At 44.9% G+C, this 20,607-nt stretch carries 17 protein-coding genes; 9 read left to right on the forward strand and 8 right to left on the reverse strand.

Annotated features, from left to right (window positions below; translation table 11 throughout):
* Positions 1 to 124 precede the first annotated feature (124 nt).
* Genes P7F88_RS19760 through P7F88_RS19770 form a run of 3 tightly spaced genes read left to right on the forward strand, consistent with a single transcriptional unit; the run spans position 125 to position 5,402 of the window.
* The gene (locus tag P7F88_RS19760) at positions 125 to 763 is read left to right on the forward strand and encodes a DUF2760 domain-containing protein (RefSeq protein ID WP_277827559.1); all 639 of its coding nucleotides are present in this window, start codon (positions 125 to 127) and stop codon (positions 761 to 763) included.
* On the forward strand, positions 763 to 2,601 hold the full coding sequence (locus P7F88_RS19765) for an Hsp70 family protein (RefSeq protein WP_277827561.1): 1,839 nt from the start codon (positions 763 to 765) through the stop codon (positions 2,599 to 2,601). The genes P7F88_RS19760 and P7F88_RS19765 overlap by 1 nt, the downstream gene beginning before the upstream one ends.
* Complete coding sequence (locus P7F88_RS19770; RefSeq protein WP_277827563.1) at positions 2,598 to 5,402, forward strand: Hsp70 family protein; 2,805 nt, start codon at positions 2,598 to 2,600, stop codon at positions 5,400 to 5,402. Before P7F88_RS19765 ends, P7F88_RS19770 begins: the two co-directional genes overlap by 4 nt.
* 40 nt (positions 5,403 to 5,442) lie before the next feature.
* Here P7F88_RS19770 and P7F88_RS19775 read toward each other — a convergent pair whose 3' ends face one another.
* From P7F88_RS19775 to P7F88_RS19810, 8 genes are all read right to left on the reverse strand, one after another.
* Complete coding sequence (locus P7F88_RS19775; protein ID WP_277827565.1) at positions 5,443 to 5,916, reverse strand: DUF2947 domain-containing protein; 474 nt, start codon at positions 5,914 to 5,916, stop codon at positions 5,443 to 5,445.
* A gap of 9 nt (positions 5,917 to 5,925) precedes the next feature.
* Positions 5,926 to 6,516, reverse strand: coding sequence for an HD domain-containing protein (locus P7F88_RS19780; RefSeq protein ID WP_277827567.1), 591 nt, complete (start codon positions 6,514 to 6,516; stop codon positions 5,926 to 5,928).
* Positions 6,517 to 7,098 (reverse strand): ribosomal protein S5-alanine N-acetyltransferase, encoded by a 582-nt coding sequence (gene rimJ / locus P7F88_RS19785; RefSeq protein WP_277827569.1) that lies wholly within the window; start codon positions 7,096 to 7,098, stop codon positions 6,517 to 6,519.
* Complete coding sequence (tyrR, locus tag P7F88_RS19790) at positions 7,098 to 8,645, reverse strand: transcriptional regulator TyrR (RefSeq protein WP_277827571.1); 1,548 nt, start codon at positions 8,643 to 8,645, stop codon at positions 7,098 to 7,100. The genes rimJ and tyrR overlap by 1 nt, the downstream gene beginning before the upstream one ends.
* Before the next feature lie 97 nt (positions 8,646 to 8,742).
* Positions 8,743 to 9,768 (reverse strand): YcjF family protein, encoded by a 1,026-nt coding sequence (locus P7F88_RS19795; RefSeq protein ID WP_277827573.1) that lies wholly within the window; start codon positions 9,766 to 9,768, stop codon positions 8,743 to 8,745.
* Complete coding sequence (locus P7F88_RS19800) at positions 9,765 to 11,153, reverse strand: YcjX family GTP-binding protein (RefSeq protein ID WP_277827575.1); 1,389 nt, start codon at positions 11,151 to 11,153, stop codon at positions 9,765 to 9,767. Before P7F88_RS19800 ends, P7F88_RS19795 begins: the two co-directional genes overlap by 4 nt.
* A gap of 186 nt (positions 11,154 to 11,339) precedes the next feature.
* Positions 11,340 to 11,525 carry a hypothetical protein gene (locus P7F88_RS19805; protein WP_277827577.1) on the reverse strand — a complete coding sequence of 62 codons (186 nt, stop codon included), beginning with the start codon at positions 11,523 to 11,525 and terminating at the stop codon, positions 11,340 to 11,342.
* Positions 11,526 to 11,664: 139 nt separating this feature from the next.
* Positions 11,665 to 13,176, reverse strand: coding sequence for a fumarate hydratase (locus P7F88_RS19810; RefSeq protein ID WP_277827579.1), 1,512 nt, complete (start codon positions 13,174 to 13,176; stop codon positions 11,665 to 11,667).
* A gap of 145 nt (positions 13,177 to 13,321) precedes the next feature.
* Between P7F88_RS19810 and pabB the strand changes: the two genes are divergently transcribed.
* The 6 genes from pabB (at position 13,322) to P7F88_RS19840 (ending at position 20,493) form a co-directional block, all read left to right on the forward strand.
* A complete protein-coding gene (gene pabB / locus P7F88_RS19815) occupies positions 13,322 to 14,707 on the forward strand; it encodes an aminodeoxychorismate synthase component I (protein ID WP_277827581.1) in 1,386 nt (461 codons plus the stop codon).
* A gap of 24 nt (positions 14,708 to 14,731) precedes the next feature.
* Entirely contained in the window at positions 14,732 to 15,334 is a 603-nt protein-coding gene (locus tag P7F88_RS19820; protein ID WP_277827583.1) for a CoA pyrophosphatase, read from the forward strand.
* Positions 15,335 to 15,388: 54 nt separating this feature from the next.
* The gene (locus P7F88_RS19825) at positions 15,389 to 15,859 is read left to right on the forward strand and encodes a GNAT family N-acetyltransferase (protein WP_277827585.1); all 471 of its coding nucleotides are present in this window, start codon (positions 15,389 to 15,391) and stop codon (positions 15,857 to 15,859) included.
* A gap of 169 nt (positions 15,860 to 16,028) precedes the next feature.
* On the forward strand, positions 16,029 to 17,429 hold the full coding sequence (gene asnS / locus P7F88_RS19830) for an asparagine--tRNA ligase (protein ID WP_277827587.1): 1,401 nt from the start codon (positions 16,029 to 16,031) through the stop codon (positions 17,427 to 17,429).
* 201 nt (positions 17,430 to 17,630) lie between these two features.
* The gene (locus P7F88_RS19835) at positions 17,631 to 19,097 is read left to right on the forward strand and encodes an HD domain-containing phosphohydrolase (protein ID WP_277827589.1); all 1,467 of its coding nucleotides are present in this window, start codon (positions 17,631 to 17,633) and stop codon (positions 19,095 to 19,097) included.
* Positions 19,098 to 19,302: 205 nt separating this feature from the next.
* A complete protein-coding gene (locus P7F88_RS19840; RefSeq protein WP_277827591.1) occupies positions 19,303 to 20,493 on the forward strand; it encodes an amino acid aminotransferase in 1,191 nt (396 codons plus the stop codon).
* Positions 20,494 to 20,607 lie beyond the last annotated feature (114 nt).

Below are 20,607 nucleotides of genomic sequence, written 5' to 3' on the forward strand. Positions count from 1 at the left end.
AGGTACAATAAGCCTCAAATTACTTGAAAATCTTACCAATAATCCCAATTCTTAAAGCCATACATGTCATCAGATTCAAAAGCTAGCCGAGGCTTGCTTAAAATTTTACCAAAGAGAACAATTTATGAACTTTGATTTGAACCTTATTCCTACAACGCTAGATATGTATCACGCTGCTCTTGGTGGTGCTGCAGTTCTTTTTCTGCTTATTTCTCTTGTTAAGAAAACAAAAGTGGTAGAAAAAGAAGTAGAAGTTCCGGTAGAGAAAATCGTTGAAGTTGAAAAGCCAGTAGAAAAAATCGTCGAAGTTGAAGTCGAAAAAGTGGTTGAAGTAGAGAAAGTCATTGAGAAGGTGGTTGAAGTTGAAACTAAACTAAAAACTGCATCTACGGACTCTGCAATGCAGCTATTGGCAATCATGCAACAAGAGTCTCGTCTGATTGATTTCCTTAAAGAGGATCTTACCGGCTTTTCTGATGAAGAAGTCGGCGCGGCTGCTCGCGTAATCCATAGTGGCGGCCAAAAAATCCTGACTGATTATGTAACGCTTACTAATATCCGAACAGAAGACGAAGAATCCCGTATCCAGATTGAAGAAGGTTTCGACCCACAATCTGTACGCCTTACAGGCAATGTGACCGGTCAAGCACCGTTCAATGGCACACTAATTCACAAAGGCTGGAGAGCAGAAGAGATTAAGCTTCCGAAAGTATCGGAGAGCTTCGATCCTTCAATTATTGCTCCAGCAGAGGTAGAGCTTTAATGGAACACAACGCAAAATACAGTGTCGGTATCGATTTAGGCACAACACACTGCGTATTGTCTTACACAGAATTACATCAGGAAGAAGCGGAAGTGAACACTTTCGCGGTACCTCAGCTAACCGCTCCCGGACAGGTTGAAGAGCGCTCGCAACTGGGGTCTTTCTTATATCAGCCGCACGAACATGAAATGGGCGCTGGTTCACGCACACTACCGTGGACTGAAAATCCAAATGCGCTGGTTGGCGCTATCGCACGTAACCTTGGTGGTAAAACACCTCTGCGTTTAGTCTCAAGCGCTAAATCCTGGCTATGCCACGGCGGCGTAAATCGCCACGAAGCGTTCCTGCCATTTGGTAGCCCGGATGAAATCGAAAAAACATCACCTTTGAGAGCAACAGAGCTGTATCTGGAGCACCTTAAAGATGCCTGGAACCATAAAAAACCAGAAAACCGATTAGAAGAGCAGGAAATAACGATTACGGTTCCTGCATCGTTCGACCCGGCAGCTCGCGATTTAACCGCTGAAGCGGCTCGAAATGTGGGTCTGCATAACCTGACTCTTCTTGAAGAACCACAGGCGGCATTGTATAGCTGGATTAACAATAGCCATGAAGAGTGGCGTAGTCAGGTAGAAGTTGGCGACGTTGTTTTAGTTGTTGATATCGGTGGTGGTACTACCGACCTTTCACTGGTAGCAGTGACAGAAGAAGAAGGTAACTTAAACCTGAATCGTGTTGCCGTTGGTGAACATATTCTTCTTGGTGGCGACAACATGGATCTTGCTCTTGCTTACCGCCTGAAGATGAAAATGGCTCAAGAAGGCAAAGATCTGCAACCATGGCAGATTCAGGCGATTACTCAGGCCTGTCGCGATGCGAAAGAAACGCTGCTGGATGATCCGGATGTTCACTCCGTTCCTATTGTTGTACCAAGCCGTGGTTCAAAACTGTTAGGAGCAACACTGAAAACAGAACTCACTAAGCAAGAAGTTGAACAGACACTGGTTAACGGCTTCTTCCCACAGGTTCAGATTCAGGAGCACCCGGTACAGAATACTCGTAGCGCCCTAACCCAAATGGGTCTGCCTTATGCTCAGGATGCAGGTATTACTCGCCATATCGCAGGCTTCCTGTGCAAACAGTCTAACTCTACTCAGGATGTATTTGCCGGAATGTTTGGCGAACAGGCACAGCCAGAGTTTATTAAACCTACAGCAATCTTGTTTAATGGTGGTGTACTTAAATCATCACTGCTGGAAGAGCGCCTGACTTCCGTTATCAATAACTGGCTTACTCAGGCTGGCGGTCAAGAAGCGAAAAAACTAAGTGGCTTCGACCTTGATCTGGCGGTAGCAAACGGCGCGTCTTACTACGGCTCGGTTCGTCAGGGCAACGGCGTTCGTATCCGTGGCGGTATCGCAAGCAGCTACTACGTAGGTATTGAAAGTTCAATGCCGGCAATACCTGGAATGGCACCTCCAATGGAAGCTATTTGTGTTGCACCATTTGGCATGGAAGAAGGCTCTTCAGAACAGGTACAGGATCGTGAATTCGGCCTTGTAATTGGTCAGCCTGTACAGTTCCAGTTCTACGGTTCAACAGTTCGCCGCGACGATTTGGCTGGTACTCACCTTGACTACTGGAAACCGGAAGAGTTAGAAGAACTACCGGAAATTCAGGTAACTCTAGATGCGACTGATGGTCGCAAAGTGGGCGAAATTGTCCCGGTAACACTGGCTTCCAAAGTCACCGAGCTTGGTACTTTATATCTAGAAGCTGTCGCTTCTGATAACGGTCAGAAATGGCACGTTGAGTTCGACGTACGGGAAACCGCATGATCGCCTCACGCTACCTTGTCGGCATAGACTTAGGCACGACGAATATCGTCGTTGCCTACTGTGAGTTAGAGGAAGAGCTAAAGACAGCGCCAGTTAATATCTTCGAAATCGATCAGTTAATTGGTCCGGGAGAAGTGGTCAGAAAACCGCTTCTACCTTCCTTTCGTTTTCACCCGGCGCAAAATCAGCTTGGTGACAATGACATCACTCTGCCATGGGAAAACACCACGGTAAAAGGTGATATCAAGAATGCCGTAATCGGTGAATGGGCACGGGAGCTTGGAGCCAAGATCGAAGGGCGTCAGGTCTCCAGTGCTAAAAGCTGGTTATCTCATCAGGCCGTCGATCGTGAATCCGATATCCTTCCATGGGTATCCGGAAACGATGTCGATAAGGTATCACCTGTTATAGCGACAGCCAGTTACCTTAACCATGTTCGCCAATCCTGGAACCATCACAACCCAATCAATGTTCTCGAGAATCAGGACATTGTTATTACTGTACCCGCTTCATTCGATGAGAGTGCACGAAAGCTTACGCTTGAAGCTGCTAAACTCGCTGGCTTACATGACGTATCACTATTAGAAGAACCTCAGGCAGTTTGCTACGACTGGTATGCTCGTCATTCAGATTCAGCCAAACAGGAACTTCAGGATGTATCATCCATACTAGTGTGCGATGTTGGTGGTGGTACAACCGACCTTAGCTTAATCGAAGCTAAGTTGATTAATGATGAGCTATCGCTGAACCGGGTCGGTGTTGGCGAACACCTAATGTTGGGTGGTGACAATCTGGATTTGGCATTAGCACATCTGGCAGAACAAAGATTCTCTAGCTCTAAAAAGCTTAATGCTTCTGCCCTTTCAAAACTGATTCAGCAGACACGCAAAGCAAAAGAGCAGCTACTTTCAAACTCTGACATTGGTGATGTAAAAATCACTATGCTTGGCAGTGGTTCTCGCCTGATTGGTGGATCTAAGAGCATTCCACTATCAAAAGAAGAAGTTCACGGTATCGCCCTTGATGGTTTTTTCCCACTTACTGAACTGAATCAACTACCAGATAAGAAACGAAGCGCAGTGGTAGAGTTTGGTCTGCCTTATGTTTCGGACCCTGCAGTATCTAAGCATATTGCTGAGTTCCTTTCGTTCCACCAATCTGATGGCACAGAAGAAAATACAAAGGCAAGTAGTGTTCCTAAAGGGCTACTGTTAAATGGTGGTGTTTTCAATAGTGACCTTGTAACGTCAAGAATCAAGCAACTTTTGGAAAACTGGCGAGGCGATGAAGTAACACTACTTAACAACCCCCATCCAGATCTGTCTGTTGCCTTCGGTGCTGTTGCTTACGGTAAAGCACGCCGGGGAGCACAGTTAAAAATTGGTGGTGGTGCTGCACGCTCATACTTCCTGCAACTACCAGAAAAGAAAGGTCTTGGTCAGGCCGTTTGTTTGTTAGCAAAGGGAACCGAAGAAGGTCAGGAAATACGGTTAACTGGCCGAAAGTTCGCACTGACACTTGATGAACCGGTTCGCTTTAACCTGTTGACTTCAACTCATGACAGATTGAGTGACAATCAAAAGCCACAAAATGGCTTACTCACCCGCGTTGATCCCGACGTATTCTCCCCTCTTCCGCCGTACATCACTACACTGGAGAGCTTAACGGAACAAAGTAACGATCTGCACGCAAACCAGAAACAACGTGTGAACGTTCAACTGGCATGTAAACTGACTGAAGTCGGTACCCTGCAACTCGATTGCGTGAGTGTTGATGACGATTCACAGCGATGGAATGTCGAGTTCGAGATTCGTAAGAAAGGCGAAACGTTTGAAGAAGAGCAAACTATCTCGCCTCAGTTAGAACAGTCATTGTCACTGATTGCTTCTGCATACAGTGGTAATAAAAAGTCGGCTGATTCAAAAACCATTAAGACACTGGTTAAAGAGCTAGAACGAAAACTGGGTAAACGAGAAGAGTGGGATTTCCAGACTTCACGCCATATCTTTGATGCGTTTGCGACGGGTAGAAAACGCCGTCGACGCTCGGAGCAACATGAGAAGAACTGGTTGAGATTAGCTGGATATACCCTACGTCCTGGTTTTGGTGACCCTACCGATAACTGGCGTATGGAGCAAGTTTGGAACCTTTACCAGCATAATATCCAGTATCAGAATCACCAGGGCTGGAGCGACTGGTGGGTGTTCTGGCGAAGAGTCTCAGGTGGATTGTCACAAGAGCAGCAAGAAACCATTCTGGCTGATATAGCTAAGTACCTGCATCCGGGGTCTTTACGCAACGCTAAGGTTGCCAAAGAATCTCAGGAGAAAGGTTACGAGGCTATGGTGAGGCTCGCTGCTTCTCTGGAGAATCTGGATGTTGAAGACAAAGTCCTGCTTTCAACCTGGTTCCTGAATAAAGCCACATCGCAAACTCAACACGCTCAGGCTCACTGGTGGGCATTAGGACGTCTTGCTTCTCGTTCTTTGATGTACGGCAGCCAACACTCTGTTATTCCTAGAGAACAGATTGAGCATTGGCTACCGCAATTACTTGAACAAAACTGGAACAAGGAGCCAATAGTTGGTTTTGCTGCTGTAATGATGTGCCGCAAAACAGGTGACAGACTGTTTGATGTTTCAGACGAGTTACGTGACAACGTCATTGAAAAGCTTAACTCCAGCAAAGCACCTGCTTCATGGGTTGAATTGGTACGGGAAGTTAAAGCTCTGGATGTTTCCGACACTAAGCGTGCCTATGGTGACGCGCTTCCAAGTGGCCTACACCTTATTAAAGAATAGTCCCTTAAAGAATCCGCCTTGTTAGAAGGCGGATTTATTTCTAGTCTCTTTTACCTAGCTGAACTTTCCCTTTCGAGTTAAACCAAAGTGCTTCTTTTCGTCTTCGGCCTATCAAAATCGGGCCATCATCGTAAAACAGGAAATTTTTCCAGCAACGCTTAAAAACAGACCACTTGGTTTCAATCACGTTGTACTTCTCATAACAGAAATACACCGTAACGTCATCCTGCCAGTCAATATGGTCCAGAATGGCTTGTGGTAATGCTTCTTCATCTGCCTCCCACTCCACGGACCAATCCTCTTCAGATATCCAGGCATCTTTCTTCGAAGGCCAGTCTTCTCGAGAAAAACGATCGGCATCGGGGCTCATTGCACTAATGTTCTGCTGCCAAAACTGAGCAGAGCGAGCCTGTGTCATAGGTTTAATCGATTCGAGATCGGTTTCAGATACAGGCATCGAAGCGTGGGTAAAGATCCACTTACGGTTGTACTCGTTTATATTTATATAACTCATCAGTTCTTCCTATGGCTTTAGCCAACCTTTTTCTACGGCACTGTCTATCACTTCACTGGCAACCGACCATAACGCTTCTGATCCATCGACAATTCGACCATTAATATTGATAACCTGCTGCTTTGCAATACCATGTTCTACCCAGCTTTGCCCATCATTGTTGTAGTTCATCAGGATAGGGATCAGCCTGTCTAACGCCTTGGCAAACTTCGCTTCGGCACTCTCAGCTTGCTCAAATTCAAACCAGATATTTTTAAGTTCTTTCCCCTGATCGTCCGGTAGCATCCCGAACAATCGATCTGCGGCTGCCAGCTCTTTCTCTTCCTGTTCTTTTGACGCTACCGAGTCATAAACAAAGGTATCGCCCGCATCGATTTCAACGATGTCGTGCAGTAATAACATCTTAACGACCTTTGTAATGTCGACGGGCTCGTTTGCATGCTCTTCCAGCAAAAGCGCCATTAATGCTACGTGCCAGCTATGCTCTGCACTATTTTCTAACCGTTTTTCTGCACTTTTAACTCGGGTTCTACGAAGTACCGACTTAAGTCGATCCAGTTCCATCAGCAACTCGAGTTGCTTCTTTAATCTTGTATCCATTTATTTTTTCTCTAGCCACTTTGAGTTGATGAGTGATGTTAGCTTATGGTCTTCCCATTTACCTTTAATCAGCAAATAATCCTTAGCAAATCCCTCTTCCTCAAAACCTACAGACGCCAGCACTGCTGCACTTTTTTGATTGGAAGGCATATAACTGGCTGAAATTCTATGCATGTTCTGAGTTTTGAACATCCAGTTACATGCCCGTTTTAATGCTTTTCTCATGATCCCCTTTCCCTGAGCATGTTGATCGAGGGAGTAACCGACAAAACAGCCGTGTAATGGGAAACGGGTGATATTGCTAAACGAGATAGTGCCAAGCATATTGCCACTCTCTTTATCGAGAATCAGGCAGTAAAAACCTATGCCCAGTAAATGCAGCTCACATAGTTTGATGAGCTTCTTTGCCCAGCCATATTGGGTATAAAAGTCCTCTTCCCTATGTGGCTCCCAGGGAGCAAGATATTCTCGGTTTTTTATAAAATACTCGCTGATCCGCTTCGCATCATCTTTTTCTGCCAGCCTGACAACAACGCCGTCAAACTCTTCGTGCATTCGATTAACTTTGATATCACGCCACATCACTGTTTCCTGATATCGTAATCGCGTAATTTATTCGCTATTGAAGTGTGAGAAACACCTAATCGCTTCGCTAGTTTGCGGCTAGAAGGGAATGATTGGTACAAGCGGTCGAGAATCTTCGCTTCATACTCTTTCATTATTTCATCCAGCGAGCCTTCTAGGTTTACACCGACTGCATTAGCAATAGACGACTCCACTTTTGGAAGCTGGAAATGATCTATGGTTAACTCATCGTCACTCATTCGGGTCAAAGCTCTGAGTACCATATTGTCGAACTCGCGGATGTTGCCCGGCCAAGGGTAACTTGTTAAACCTTCAAGAAGCTCCTCAGTGAACTCTGGCTTATCAACACCAAGCTGCTGGCAGTATTTGGTTGCGAACAATTCAAGTAAAGCATTTACATCGTTTGGTCGCTCACGCAGGGACGGAATAGAAAGCGTTAGAACGTTCAGGCGATAATAGAGGTCCTCACGGAACTCATGGGCTTCTGTTAACTGGGCAAGATTTTGCTTGGTTGCCGCGATGACTCGTACGTTGACATGAACCTCATGCTCTTCACCCACCCGGCGGAAAGTACCGTCTTGTAAAAAGCGCAGAAGCTTTATTTGCAGGTGCGGACTCATTTCACCAATTTCATCTAAGAAAACGGTTCCTCCGTCGGCCTGCTCAAATATACCTTTGTGCTCTTCGTCTTGATTAAATGCACCAGCAGCATGGCCAAATAACTCTGTTTCAGCCACATCATCTGGCATAGAAGCACAACTAAGAACAAGGAAAGGTTTGTCTGAACGTTCTGAACGGTTGTGACAGGCTCTTGCCAGCATCTCTTTACCCGTACCGGTTTCACCTTCTATCAACAGAGGTTGATCCATCATCGCTAACTTCTTCGCCTGGGCGATAAGCGCTTTATGACGGTTGGATATTCCAACAAAATGCTCAAAACCTAATGTATTGTGCTCAGGTAGAAACTCTATTTCACCTTTTATCGATGCACTGGCTCGTAAAGTCACTAGCGCGCTAGCCAGTACAGACTCACTTGAAGCTTCACCTTTGATGTAAACCGGCATGATATCCATAACGTAATCAAGCCCATCAATAATAACCGTATCTCTGTGGCGCTCTTTATCGCCTTCCAGCCATTTTGAAAAGTTAAATGAAGAGATCAAAGATGAAATTTGCTCACCGCTTAACTCGCCCTTTTGCTTAGAAAACAGTGCTTCGGCTGCATGGTTGCCTGTATCAACTTGCCCTTTCAGGCTGATGGATAATACAGGTTCCGGAAGGTTATTAAGAATGGATATAAGTTCAGTATTATGTCGCTCACTTGGCATAAACTGAATTTTACGAACGTCAGTCACTCCAGAGATTTTCCGGATTTGGGACATTAATTCACTAAAGGTTTCAAAATCAATTTCCGGGCAGTTGAGATAGATAATACCGATAACATCTATCTCAATGCCGCGCAGGTCGATATTTCGGGATGCGAGAATATCAAGCAACTCTCTGGTAAGACCTAACCTGTCTTCACATAAAACTTCAAGACGCACAAATGGTTCCTTTAAAGTGTCAGGAAAATTTTACACCAGTTTGTCTGAAGCGTTTATATCCGTCAAGACATCCTTGAATACATCAGGATCTAAATGGTTAAATTTTGTCTTTCAACTTATAAATCAGCTCTCTTCTTATTTCACCAAGGCGTACTTTGTCTTCTTGTTTCCATGGGATTGGACGCAATAGCGACATTGCTTTGATACCAAGACGAGCGGTAAGAATACCAACGCCGAAGCCCTGGGCAACTCTGGTTGACACCTTTCCGGCTAAATCCATAGAGAGTAAGTCCATACTGGTATCTACAGCTAATTCACTGGCACCTGCAGCGGCCATATTAACTAAGACCAATTTAAACAGCTTTATACGAGACCAGTAACCAAGCTCAACACCGTAGATTTCTCCCAGTTGGTCGATCAACTTAAAGTTGCGCCACGCCACCAGCAATATGTCGGCTATCGCTAACGGGCTAACTGCCACCAAAACTGCTGCTTCTGAAGAGAGACGAGCGACCAGTTTCTTAGCTTCAGTATCCTGCTGTTTAATAACCATCGCATCGTACATTTCCAGCAATTCAGCGTCGTTGTGGGATTGATTGATACTGTTACGCCAACGATCGAAATGTGGGTTTTCAGATGGTATCCCTGCCTCAGTAGCAAGCGACTCACAAAATGCTCTGCCCTTGCCTACACTGTCACTTTTCAGTAACGCTTCACTCTGCTCCTGCACAGAAAAATGATTTCGCAACTTTCTGAGCTTCCATAGCTCTTTACCAATCGCCCCAACTCCAAGCCCTGCGACAGTAGTAGCCAAAGCAGACCAACCCACTGTCAGCCAGTCTGCGGTTTGAACGGCTGTTACAACGGTATCCACCGCCTGCCACCCTAATAATCCGGCAAATGACGTTACCAGGCCGGTCATTAGCCAGCCACTTCTCTTCTTAGGCCTTATCACCTTTTCCAGATTATTCTCTGCTTCAAGTTCAGCCTCATCGCTGGACGCTGCTTCTGCTGGTACAAATTTTTTCTCTTGTTCAAACTGAAGTTGCGCTGTCAGTTCCTCGTCAGATTTGTTGATCTCGGGAGAGTCTTCAAAAATTTGTTTGGACTTAAATTCACTCATTTTAATTTGTCTCCAATTAAGTACTGCAGAGCTTTATCCAGTCTTAAATGCTTACAAGGCTGCCCTTCATCACTAGGCATTGGCCTAAAGCTTGAAAATTCAAAACCTGAGTTTTTCCAGTAATCCGCGCCGGGCAGCTTTCTTGGCACCTCTCCCGGATAGAGCGTCATTGGCTCACCAGATAGTGTCGTGCCACGTATAGCGGGCGAATTACTCGCCCCTTGTGAAACGAATCCCGGAACCGTTGCCTGTATTGATGCCATGCTGATGCATTCCATCTCGATATCTTCAAAAGCGGCATGCTGCCAGGAAGGGTGAACCATTTGTTGAAGTAAGGAAACCAGATTGCCATGCTGATCTGGCGTTACGTGATCAGCTTTAGTTGCAGCAAACAGAACCTTGTCAATTTTGGGCGCAAAAAGTCGCTTTAACATCGAGCTTCGTCCATAACGAAAACTCTTCATTATCTGTTCCAGTGCGTCTTTCATATCATTAAAAGATTCGTATCCAGCGTTTAATGGTTGCAGGCAGTCAACTAAAACAATTTGTCTGTCAAAGGTAGAAAAATGATTCTTATAGAAAGCTCGAACCACCCGCTTTTGATACTCTTCGTAGCGCGATTTCAGCATCTGATATGAGCTGCCTTTCGAACTTTTCGCTAAGTCCGCAACATTACAGTGTTCAGGCAATGGGAAAAACTGTAAGACTGGCGCTCCAGCCAGCTCACCCGGTAATACAAATCTTCCCGGTTGTACCCAATGAAACCCAGCTTCTTTGCACTTATAAAGATATTCAGTAAATGTTTCTGATACCGACTGAATTTGCTTCTCATCCGCCTCTGCAAACAGATCAATATTCTCTGCTGCAGACATCCAGCAATTCGCTAGTGTTCGCCGATCTTCTGTCATACCAGCGTACTGTGTCGCCGACCACTCTTCATAACTTAGCTCAAGAAGCGGCAGGTCAAGCAACCACTCTCCCGGATAATCGATAATATCCAGATAGAGCGTTGAGGTTTTAGCTAATAAACTCTTAGCACCTTTTTGCGGTCTGTAGCGGATAGCTAATCGAATTTCACTGACATCTCTTGTTGGTTCGGGCCAGTAAGGCGGTTCGGCATGCAACGAGTCCATCGCTTCATCATAGGCAAATCTAGGGACCAGCATATTGGTTTGCGGAACACGTTTTGCGCCAATCAAACGTTTATCCTGAGATACTCTCAGAAGAGGAAGGTTATCGTGAGTAGATGAATATACAAGCTGGTTAACTAAAGACGTAATAAACGCCGTTTTTCCCGCCCGTGATAACCCTGTTACAGCAAGCCTTAAATGACTATCCATTCCACGGCTAATTAGGTCATTCACTTCACGACGTATATTTTTCATTACCTACCCTGTTACTTGCCTTTCTTCTGTCTCTCACCGCGTACTCACGCTCAACCCAAAATACTCTAAGCAGCAAGTATGCCAATCAAGAGTTATCGAGCCTACTACATATAAGAGATCATCATTTTACCTGTAAAAACGGCCAGTAATAAACTGGCCGCTGCGTAAATCTAAGTAAATGTAAATCTAATCATCTTCAATCAGTTTGTAGATAACAAACAAGGCCAACTCAAGAAGTAATGTGGTGGAGATGGTCAGAATCACCCATGTTTGGCTATATATACCAATACCATGCAGGATCGTATCACGAACCAAGAAAAAACCGACGACGATAGCGATCAGAAGCTGTAAGACCTGAACAAAGCGAGGCATTTATACTCCTATTTTTTGTTGATGGGCATGTTTAGAGACTATTGCCCTAGAGTTAAGTATCTAAATTATAACACTAGTTTGTAAAAGAAAGCGCGGTAATCCATTAGATATAAACCGCGCTTTGTCATTTTTAAGAAAGTTATTCCGCTTCAGCGATCTTCACTTTCCATGTATCTGGGCCAATCTGATGCGCATTTGCGCCTGATGAATCTACTGCAACCGTCACTGGCATATCTTCTACTTCGAACTCGTAAATCGCTTCCATACCCAGCTCTTCAAATGCCACGACACGAGCTTTCTTGATTGCTTTTGCAACAAGGTATGCCGCGCCGCCAACAGCCATTAGGTACACCGCTTTATGTTTCTTAATAGATTCAATCGCTGCAGGACCACGCTCAGCTTTACCTATCATCCCGGTAAGCCCGGTTTCAGAAAGCATCATGTCTGTGAACTTATCCATACGAGTTGACGTGGTAGGGCCTGCAGGACCTACCACTTCATCACCTACTGCGTCTACTGGACCTACGTAGTAGATAAACTTGCCTGTGAAATCAACACCTTCTGGAAGGCCTTCACCACTTTCAAGCATGGTTTGAATGCGTTTGTGTGCCGCATCACGACCAGTCAGGATCTTACCTGAAAGGAGTACGGTCTCGCCGGTTTTCCAGCTTTGAACATCTTCTTTGGTTACTTCATCAAGGTTAACACGACGGGTATTTTCATCTGCTTCCCATGTGATATCTGGCCAGTCTTCCAGTTTAGGTGGCTGCAAATCAGCTGGACCAGTGCCATCCAGTGTGAAGTGAACATGGCGGGTCGCGGCACAGTTCGGGATCATACATACCGGCTTAGATGCGGCGTGCGTTGGAGCAGATTTGATCTTCACATCAACGACGGTAGTCATACCACCTAAACCCTGCGCGCCAATGCCTAACTTATTCACGCGGTTAAAGATATCCAGTCTTAGCTCTTCTTCCGCATTCTGAGGGCCGCGCTCGATAAGCTCCTGAATATCAATGTGCTCCATCAAGGACTCTTTAGCCAGCACTGCCGCTTTTTCAGCCGTACCACCGATGCCAATACCTAGCATACCCGGTGGACACCAACCTGCGCCCATTAAAGGAACCGTTTTCTCGACCCACTCAGCGATATCGTCTGATGGGTTTAACATCACCATCTTGGTTTTGTTTTCAGAGCCGCCACCTTTCGCTGCGATTTGCACCTCGACTTTATCGCCAGGCACCATATCGATGTGAACAACCGCTGGCGTGTTGTCTTTGGTGTTTGCTCGTTTACCTGCAGGATCTGACAATACCGACGCTCGAAGCGGGTTATCAGGATTGGTATAAGCTTGTCTTACACCTTCATCAACCATCTGCTGAACGGTAAGGTCGCTATCCCACTGGACATTCATACCAATTTTTACAAAGCAGGTAACGATACCTGTATCCTGACAGATTGGTCGATGACCTTCTGCTGACATACGTGAGTTAATAAGAATCTGAGCGATTGCATCCTTAGCAGCCTGACTTTGCTCTTTCTCATAAGCCTTTTCTAAAGCCTTAACAAAATCTAGAGGATGGTAGTAAGAAATGTACTGAAGGGCATCAGCGACACTGCTGATGAGGTCCTGTTTCTGGATAACGGTCATTGCTTCCCTCTTATTTATAGTTGTGTTGTTCTTTAGTATTCCTATTGGAACTGAACAAGTTAGATGTTTAAAGCTGAATTTATGATACTCTTGCTCTGCACCTTGCGCTATGCGGTGTTTAAATCCTTTGTCACAATTTATGCAAATGAATAACAATACAAATCACAAGTTAGAAACCAAAAACCTGAATTACTCTCCCGAGATCGCTCAACAATTATTTGCTCCTATTTCTCATCTGCCATGGGCAATGCTGCTCCGCTCAGCGTCAGAGGAGCACCCTGATAGCCGATACGACATCCTGGTTGCCAATCCGATAGCAACCATAGAAACCACTGGTGATATCAGTGAAATAGTGACACCTGAAGGCACCTCGGAGTCAAATGCCGATCCCTTTTCTTTGATAGATAATTGCATTAAAAACTACCTGCCGGAAACACCATCAGTTGAAAACTTACCTTTCGTTGGTGGTGCACTTGGTTACTTTGCCTACGATTTAGGTCGACGTGTTGAGAAGTTGCCTAATATCGCGCGTCGTGACATTGATATCCCTGACATGGTTGTTGGTATCTATGACTGGGCGATAATAGTCGACCATAAACTGTGCCTGGTCACGGCAGTTGGAGAAGATGTTGAGTCAAATTACCAGTGGTTAACTCAACAAAGGTCGATATTTGAAGCGCAAAACGAAAGTCATCCCCCTTTTAAACTGGAGTCTGACTGGCACTCAAATATGCTCGAACATGAGTATCAGAAGAAAATTGAATCCGTTCACGAGTACCTTCTGTCTGGTGATTGTTATCAAATTAACCTAACTCAGCGCTTCAAAGCTAAATACACTGGCAATGAATGGGATACGTATCTGAAGTTAGAGCATACAAACAAAGCCCCATTTTCTGCTTTTATCCGTACGAACAACTGCGCAATACTCAGTTTATCACCTGAGCGCTTTCTACAGTTAAGTGATTGTCAAATTGAAACAAAACCAATCAAAGGGACGCGCCCAAGACACACTGACCCGAATAAAGATCAACTGATTTCTGTTGAACTTCAAAACGCCGAAAAGGATCAGGCTGAGAACTTAATGATTGTTGACCTGCTTCGAAACGATATCGGACGCGTAGCGAAAGCAGGCAGTGTTAGTGTTCCTCATCTGTTTGAAATCGAGAGTTTTCCTGCAGTCCACCACCTTGTTAGCACAATAGAAGCTACACTTGATGATAACTATAACGCTTGTGATCTTCTTCGGGCATGTTTCCCCGGAGGATCCATTACCGGAGCTCCAAAGGTCAGAGCGATGGAAATTATTGAAGAGCTGGAACCACACAGACGCAGTGTGTACTGCGGCAGCATAGGTTATATCAGCCGCTGCGGAACGATGGATACCAGTATCACCATCCGTACTCTCATCGCCAATAACGAATGCCTGTACGCCTGGGCGGGTGGCGGTATCGTTGCTGATAGCCGTTGGGAATCTGAGTATCAGGAAACCTACGATAAGCTCAGTAAAATTCTGCCCGTACTGAAAAACTGATACAAACGAATATAGGAAGCGTAGATGAATAAAAGCCAGTTTCTCTCTAACTTTTCACTTAATCAGCCTGTGGAATACCACAGCGAAGGGCTAGAACGGGTTGCTGGCTTCGACCGGAAAAAACTAAGAAAAGCAGCGGTAATTATCGGGTGCGTTGAGCGTGAAAATGGGCTTAACGTCATCTTAACTAAGCGCGCATTGCACCTCAGGCATCACCCTGGTCAAATTAGTTTCCCTGGTGGGAAACAAGAGGACAATGATCCTGGCGCTGCTGATACCGCCATTAGGGAAGCTCATGAAGAGATAGGTTTGCTCCCCTCAATGATTGATATCATAGGCACACTACCACCACTCATCACAGTCAGTCGATTTGATGTGACCCCTGTTGTGGCGTTTGTCTCCCCAGACTATCAGCCAGTGATTGACCAAAATGAAGTAGAAAGTGTCTTTGAAGTTCCGGCTTCACACCTGTTTGATATTCAGCAGCTATACAGCCAGAAGTTCAAGATCAAAGGATTGAATCACCGGGTTTTCGCTATTCCTTATAAACACCATTTTATCTGGGGTGTTACCGCCCAAATCATCCAGGCGCTGCAACTTCAGCTATTCAACTCAAATCAAGGGTAGCCGTCGCTAATTTGTTGATTTAGACTATATTTAGATCAGGTAGTGAAGGTTCATATGATTACGATTAAGAAAGCCAAATTAAAAGACTACTCTATATTGATGGATATGAGAGTCTCTGATGAACAAAAGCAATTCGTAACGGGCTTTTCAGAGCTATATCAGGCTCGAAAACCAGAGCACGAGTTTTTTGTTATCAACCAGGGTTCAGAACTAGTTGGCTTTTTTATGCTCGATAAAGCCTACTCTCATGAATATACCTTTACTGAGCAAAAAGAACTTGGTTTGCGCAATATACTGATTGACCAAAAATTTCAGGGTAAAGGTTACGCCGTAGAAGCGCTAAAGAAGCTATTCAACTATCTTTACGGTGCTTATCCCGACTATAACTCCATCTGTCTTACGGTAAACAAAAAGAACCGCAACGCCTATAGCGCTTATGTCAAAGCTGGCTTTATAGACACTGACAAACTGTACTACGGTGGTGACGCTGGTCCTCAACACATACTCAGAAAACGCATCAGCTAAATAAAACCCCCTTAATTTGTGGATTATTTTAGTTTTCCTCTTGAAGCTATCTGTTTCACAGGTAATATTGCGCTTTAAATAAAAAATTCGTACCCAACCGACAAAACATCACACAAAGAGCGGTGTTAATACGCTTGGGGATTTCATTCTAACGGAGAATATTAATAACATGACTTACGCGCCTGTAACTGACGTACTGAGCGGTAAATTGGCTGTAGACAGTGAAATCACTGTTCGTGGCTGGATTCGTTCGCGTCGTGATTCCAAAGCTGGAATCTCTTTCCTTGCCATCTATGACGGCTCTTGTTTCGACCCGATTCAGGCCGTGGTCCCTAATGAACTGAATAATTACGAAGAAGAAGTACTTAAGCTGACTACAGGTTGCTCTGTTGAAGTAACAGGTAAGATCGTAGAGTCTCCGGCTAAAGGTCAGGACTTCGAACTAGCAGCAACCGCCGTTAAAGTGGTTGGCTGGGTTGAAGATGCTGATACTTACCCAATGGCAAAAACACGTCACTCTATTGAGTACCTTCGTGAAGTTGCGCACCTTCGTCCACGCACTAACGTAATTGGTGCAGTTGCACGTGTTCGTAACTGTCTTTCTCAGGCTATCCACCGCTTCTATCATGAGCAGGGATACTTCTGGGTATCGGCTCCGCTGATCACTGCATCAGATGCAGAAGGTGCAGGTGAAATGTTCCGCGTATCAACACTGGACATGGAAAACCTACCACGCACTGATAAAGGCGATGTGGATTACAACGAAGACTTCTTCGGTAAAGAAACATTCCTTACTGTATCTGGTCAGCTTAACGCTGAAGCATACGCGTGTGCAATGAGCAAAGTATACACTTTCGGCCCAACTTTCCGTGCTGAAAACTCAAACACTAGTCGCCATCTAGCAGAATTCTGGATGGTTGAGCCTGAAGTTGCGTTCGCAGATCTCGATGATGTTGCTAAGCTTTCTGAAGATATGCTTAAGTATGTGTTTAAAGCGGTTCTTGAAGAGCGTCGTGACGATCTTGAGTTCTTTGCTCAGCGCATCAACAAAGAAGCGATCACTCGTCTTGAGAAGTTTGTAGATTCAGATTTTGCTCAGGTTGACTACACTGATGCAATCCAGATTCTTCTGGATTCTGGTCGTGAGTTCGAGTTCCCTGTTGAATGGGGTATCGACATGTCTTCTGAGCACGAACGTTACCTGGCTGAAGAACACTTCAAAGCACCAGTAATCGTTAAGAACTACCCTAAAGACATCAAGGCGTTCTACATGCGTCTGAACGATGACAACAAAACCGTTGCTGCAATGGATGTACTGGCACCAGGTATTGGTGAAATTATCGGTGGTTCACAGCGTGAAGAGCGTCTGGATGTACTTGACGATCGTATGCGTGAAATCGGTATCGACCCAGAGCACATGAGCTGGTATCGCGACCTACGTAAGTACGGCACAGTACCTCACGCTGGTTTTGGTCTTGGCTTTGAGCGTCTTGTTTCTTACGTGACAGGTATGGCTAACGTTCGTGACGTTATCCCGTTCCCTCGTACACCACGTAGCGCGAACTTCTAAGCAAGTATCCAAATTACACCATTTTGAAGAGCCGCTAACTGAAGCGGCTCTTTTTTTACACAAAGCCAGACATTTACATTTAGCTCAACCTAGCGAAAAAAGTAATTAAATATAGCTCACATGAAATTTTCCGGTAATATTTCCTTTCATATCTATCAATAATATTGCAGCAGGATGCTCATCCGCTCTAGGCAAGCAAACATGATAAAAATGAAATACAATGCGTCACAAACCTTTCTGTTTTATCTGATCGCCGCGGTTTTATATGGCACGTATGGTGGTAGGGTTTGTCCTTTTCTGGAAACGCTTACTTATGGCGACATAATGATACAGACAGGAAGCGTCTTCACCTTACTATTTTTGATAAGACATTACGCTTCAATCAAAGGCAAGTTCTTCGGTTTCTCCAGCCTTGCAAAATTAGATAGCGCTTTGTTTTTCGCGATGAGCATTCCTTTTGCCCTCTACTACTCACTGGTTTATGAGTTTCCAGCAGATAGCAATGCTAAGGTTTTGTTTGGAATGACCATCTTTGGTTTTCTGACAGGGTTTGTTCTGGAGTTAAAATCTAAAATAGTCGCCCTTGATGAGATAGAAAACAACTCACTCACCTCTCAGGTTGTTCAGGGTACGCGCCAGTCAATGGTAAAACAGGCCATCACCTTGGTGCTGGTGTTGCTTATTTCTCTCACTGTCACCCTAACGATGATCGCTGTAAAAGACGTTTATTGGTTAATGCATAATCCTATGTACGTGACCGATGGTTCGGGTCAAATCAGTATCATCAAAGAGTTTATCTATATCTCCGCTGTGTTAATTGGTTACTCCATACTAATCATGACGTTATGGAGTACCTTAATGAAGCGAATCCTTGCCGGTCATGAAACCGCTCTAGAGCAAGTGACCTCTGGCCAGATTTCAGAGCGACTGCCTGTCTATTCCAACGACGAGCTTGGTGCAGTTGCAAGCATGACCAATGACATGCTGGATTCCTTAGAGGAGAGCCAGGGCGAACTTGAAATAACTCGTGATGCCGCGATTGTAGGTTTGTCAGCATTAGCAGAGTCTCGTGATAACGAAACTGGCGCGCATATTCTTAGAACTCAGGAGTATGTAAAAGCACTTGCAGAAAACCTCTCTACCAACGAAAAACATCAGGATCTGCTTACGGAAAACTATATTGATCTGTTGTACAAATCGGCCCCCCTGCATGATGTTGGTAAAGTAGGTATTCCCGACAGCGTTCTCCTTAAGCCTGGAAAACTAACCGACGAAGAGTTCGATACTATGAAACAGCATCCAAACATCGGTGCTGAAGCGCTATCTGTAGCGGAAAAACAACTGGGAAGTAGCTCGTTTTTAAGATTAGCCAGAGAGATAGCTTTAACCCACCATGAAAAGTGGGACGGTTCAGGCTATCCAAACAAACTTTCAGGTGATGACATCCCATTATCCGGTCGTTTAATGGCTTTAGCTGATGTTTACGATGCGTTAATCTCGAAAAGGGTATATAAACCTGCATTTAGCCACGAAAAGGCAAAAGAGATCATCTTAGAAGGTTCAGGCACCCATTTTGACCCGGCAGTTGTTCAGGCGTTTCTATCTGTCGAATCAAGCTTTATAGCGATAGCTGATAAGCATAAGGATAAAACAGAGCCTTTATTATAAGACCCATCAACAGCGTGAATTTAAAGTTCTTAATTATTTTTACCCATTTCCACGGTGACTTAAGTTAGTAAATAACTGACTTAAGTCATGATTGCCTTCCAAAACAAAATAATTTCAACTTTTGTCTTTTTTAACGGTTGTCACAAACTGCTCATGCAGGTATAAATACCAAAGTTACCGTTACTAACACATGGATGAATGTATTATGTTTGAAAAAGTCGCTGCTGCTCCGGCAGATCCTATCATGGGCCTTACTGAGGCATTTAAAAAAGACCCTCGCGCTGAAAAAATCAACCTTGGCGCTGGCATCTATAAAGATGAGCAAGGAACTACTCCTGTTCTGGCTACTGTTAAAAAAGCAGAAGCAGCACTTTTAGAAACAGAAAAAACCAAATCTTACCTGACCATCGAAGGTACAGCAGAATACGGTCTTGCTGTACAGAAACTACTGTTTGGCGAAGATGCAGAAATCGTAGCATCAAAGCGTGCTAAAACTGCACAAGCTCCTGGCGGTACTGGTGCACTTCGTGTAGCAGGCGAATTTATTAAACGCCAGCTGGGCGCTCCAAGACTTTGGATGAGTAACCCTACCTGGGCTAACCACAATGGTGTTTTCACTGCTGCTGGTCTAGAGACGCTACAGTACACCTACTACAACGCAGAGACTAAAGAAAAAGATTTCGATGCAATGGTTGCTGACCTGCAAAATGCGCAGCCAGGTGACGTAATTCTTCTTCATGGATGCTGCCACAACCCAACAGGTATCGACCCTACTCCAGAAGAGTGGGAAATCCTGGCTAAGCTGTGTGCTGAGAAATCACTGCTTCCTCTGTTCGATTTCGCCTACCAGGGTTTTGCAACAGGTGTTGAAGAAGACGCAAAAGGCCTACGCATCTTTGCTGAATACAACAAAGAGATGTTGATCGCTAGCTCGTTCTCTAAAAACTTTGGCCTGTACAACGAGCGTGTAGGTGCGTTCACTCTGGTCGCAGAAGACCAGGATACAGCTATAACTGCATTCTCTCAGGTAAAAGCAATCATCCGATCTATCTACTCTAACCCACCAGCACACGGTAGTGCGGTTGTTACGCACATTCTGAACAACCCAGAACTGCGTGCAGAGTGGGAAGCAGAAGTAGCTGAGATGCGTGTTCGTATCAAAGAGATGCGCGAATTGTTCGTATCAACACTGAAAGCAGAGGGTGTTGAAGCTGACTTTAGCTTTATCGAGCGCCAGAATGGCATGTTCTCATTCTCTGGCCTGACAAAAGATCAGGTAGAGAAACTTAAGAGCGAGTTTGGTATCTATATCGTTGGTTCTGGCCGTATCAGTGTTGCAGGTATGACCAAAGCGAACATGGGCCCTCTATGTAAAGGTATTGCAGCGGTTCTGTAAGCGTTCGAGAAACCTAAGACTGTCAAGCCAGCTCCTGTGAGCTGGCTTTTTACATTTAGCTTCCTAACAAAAAATTCAGTTACTTAGGTAAATCTCTACAGATCATGTACCATT

It is taken from the genome of Vibrio hannami (assembly GCF_029589055.1).
GTDB classification, from domain to species: domain Bacteria; phylum Pseudomonadota; class Gammaproteobacteria; order Enterobacterales; family Vibrionaceae; genus Vibrio; species Vibrio hannami.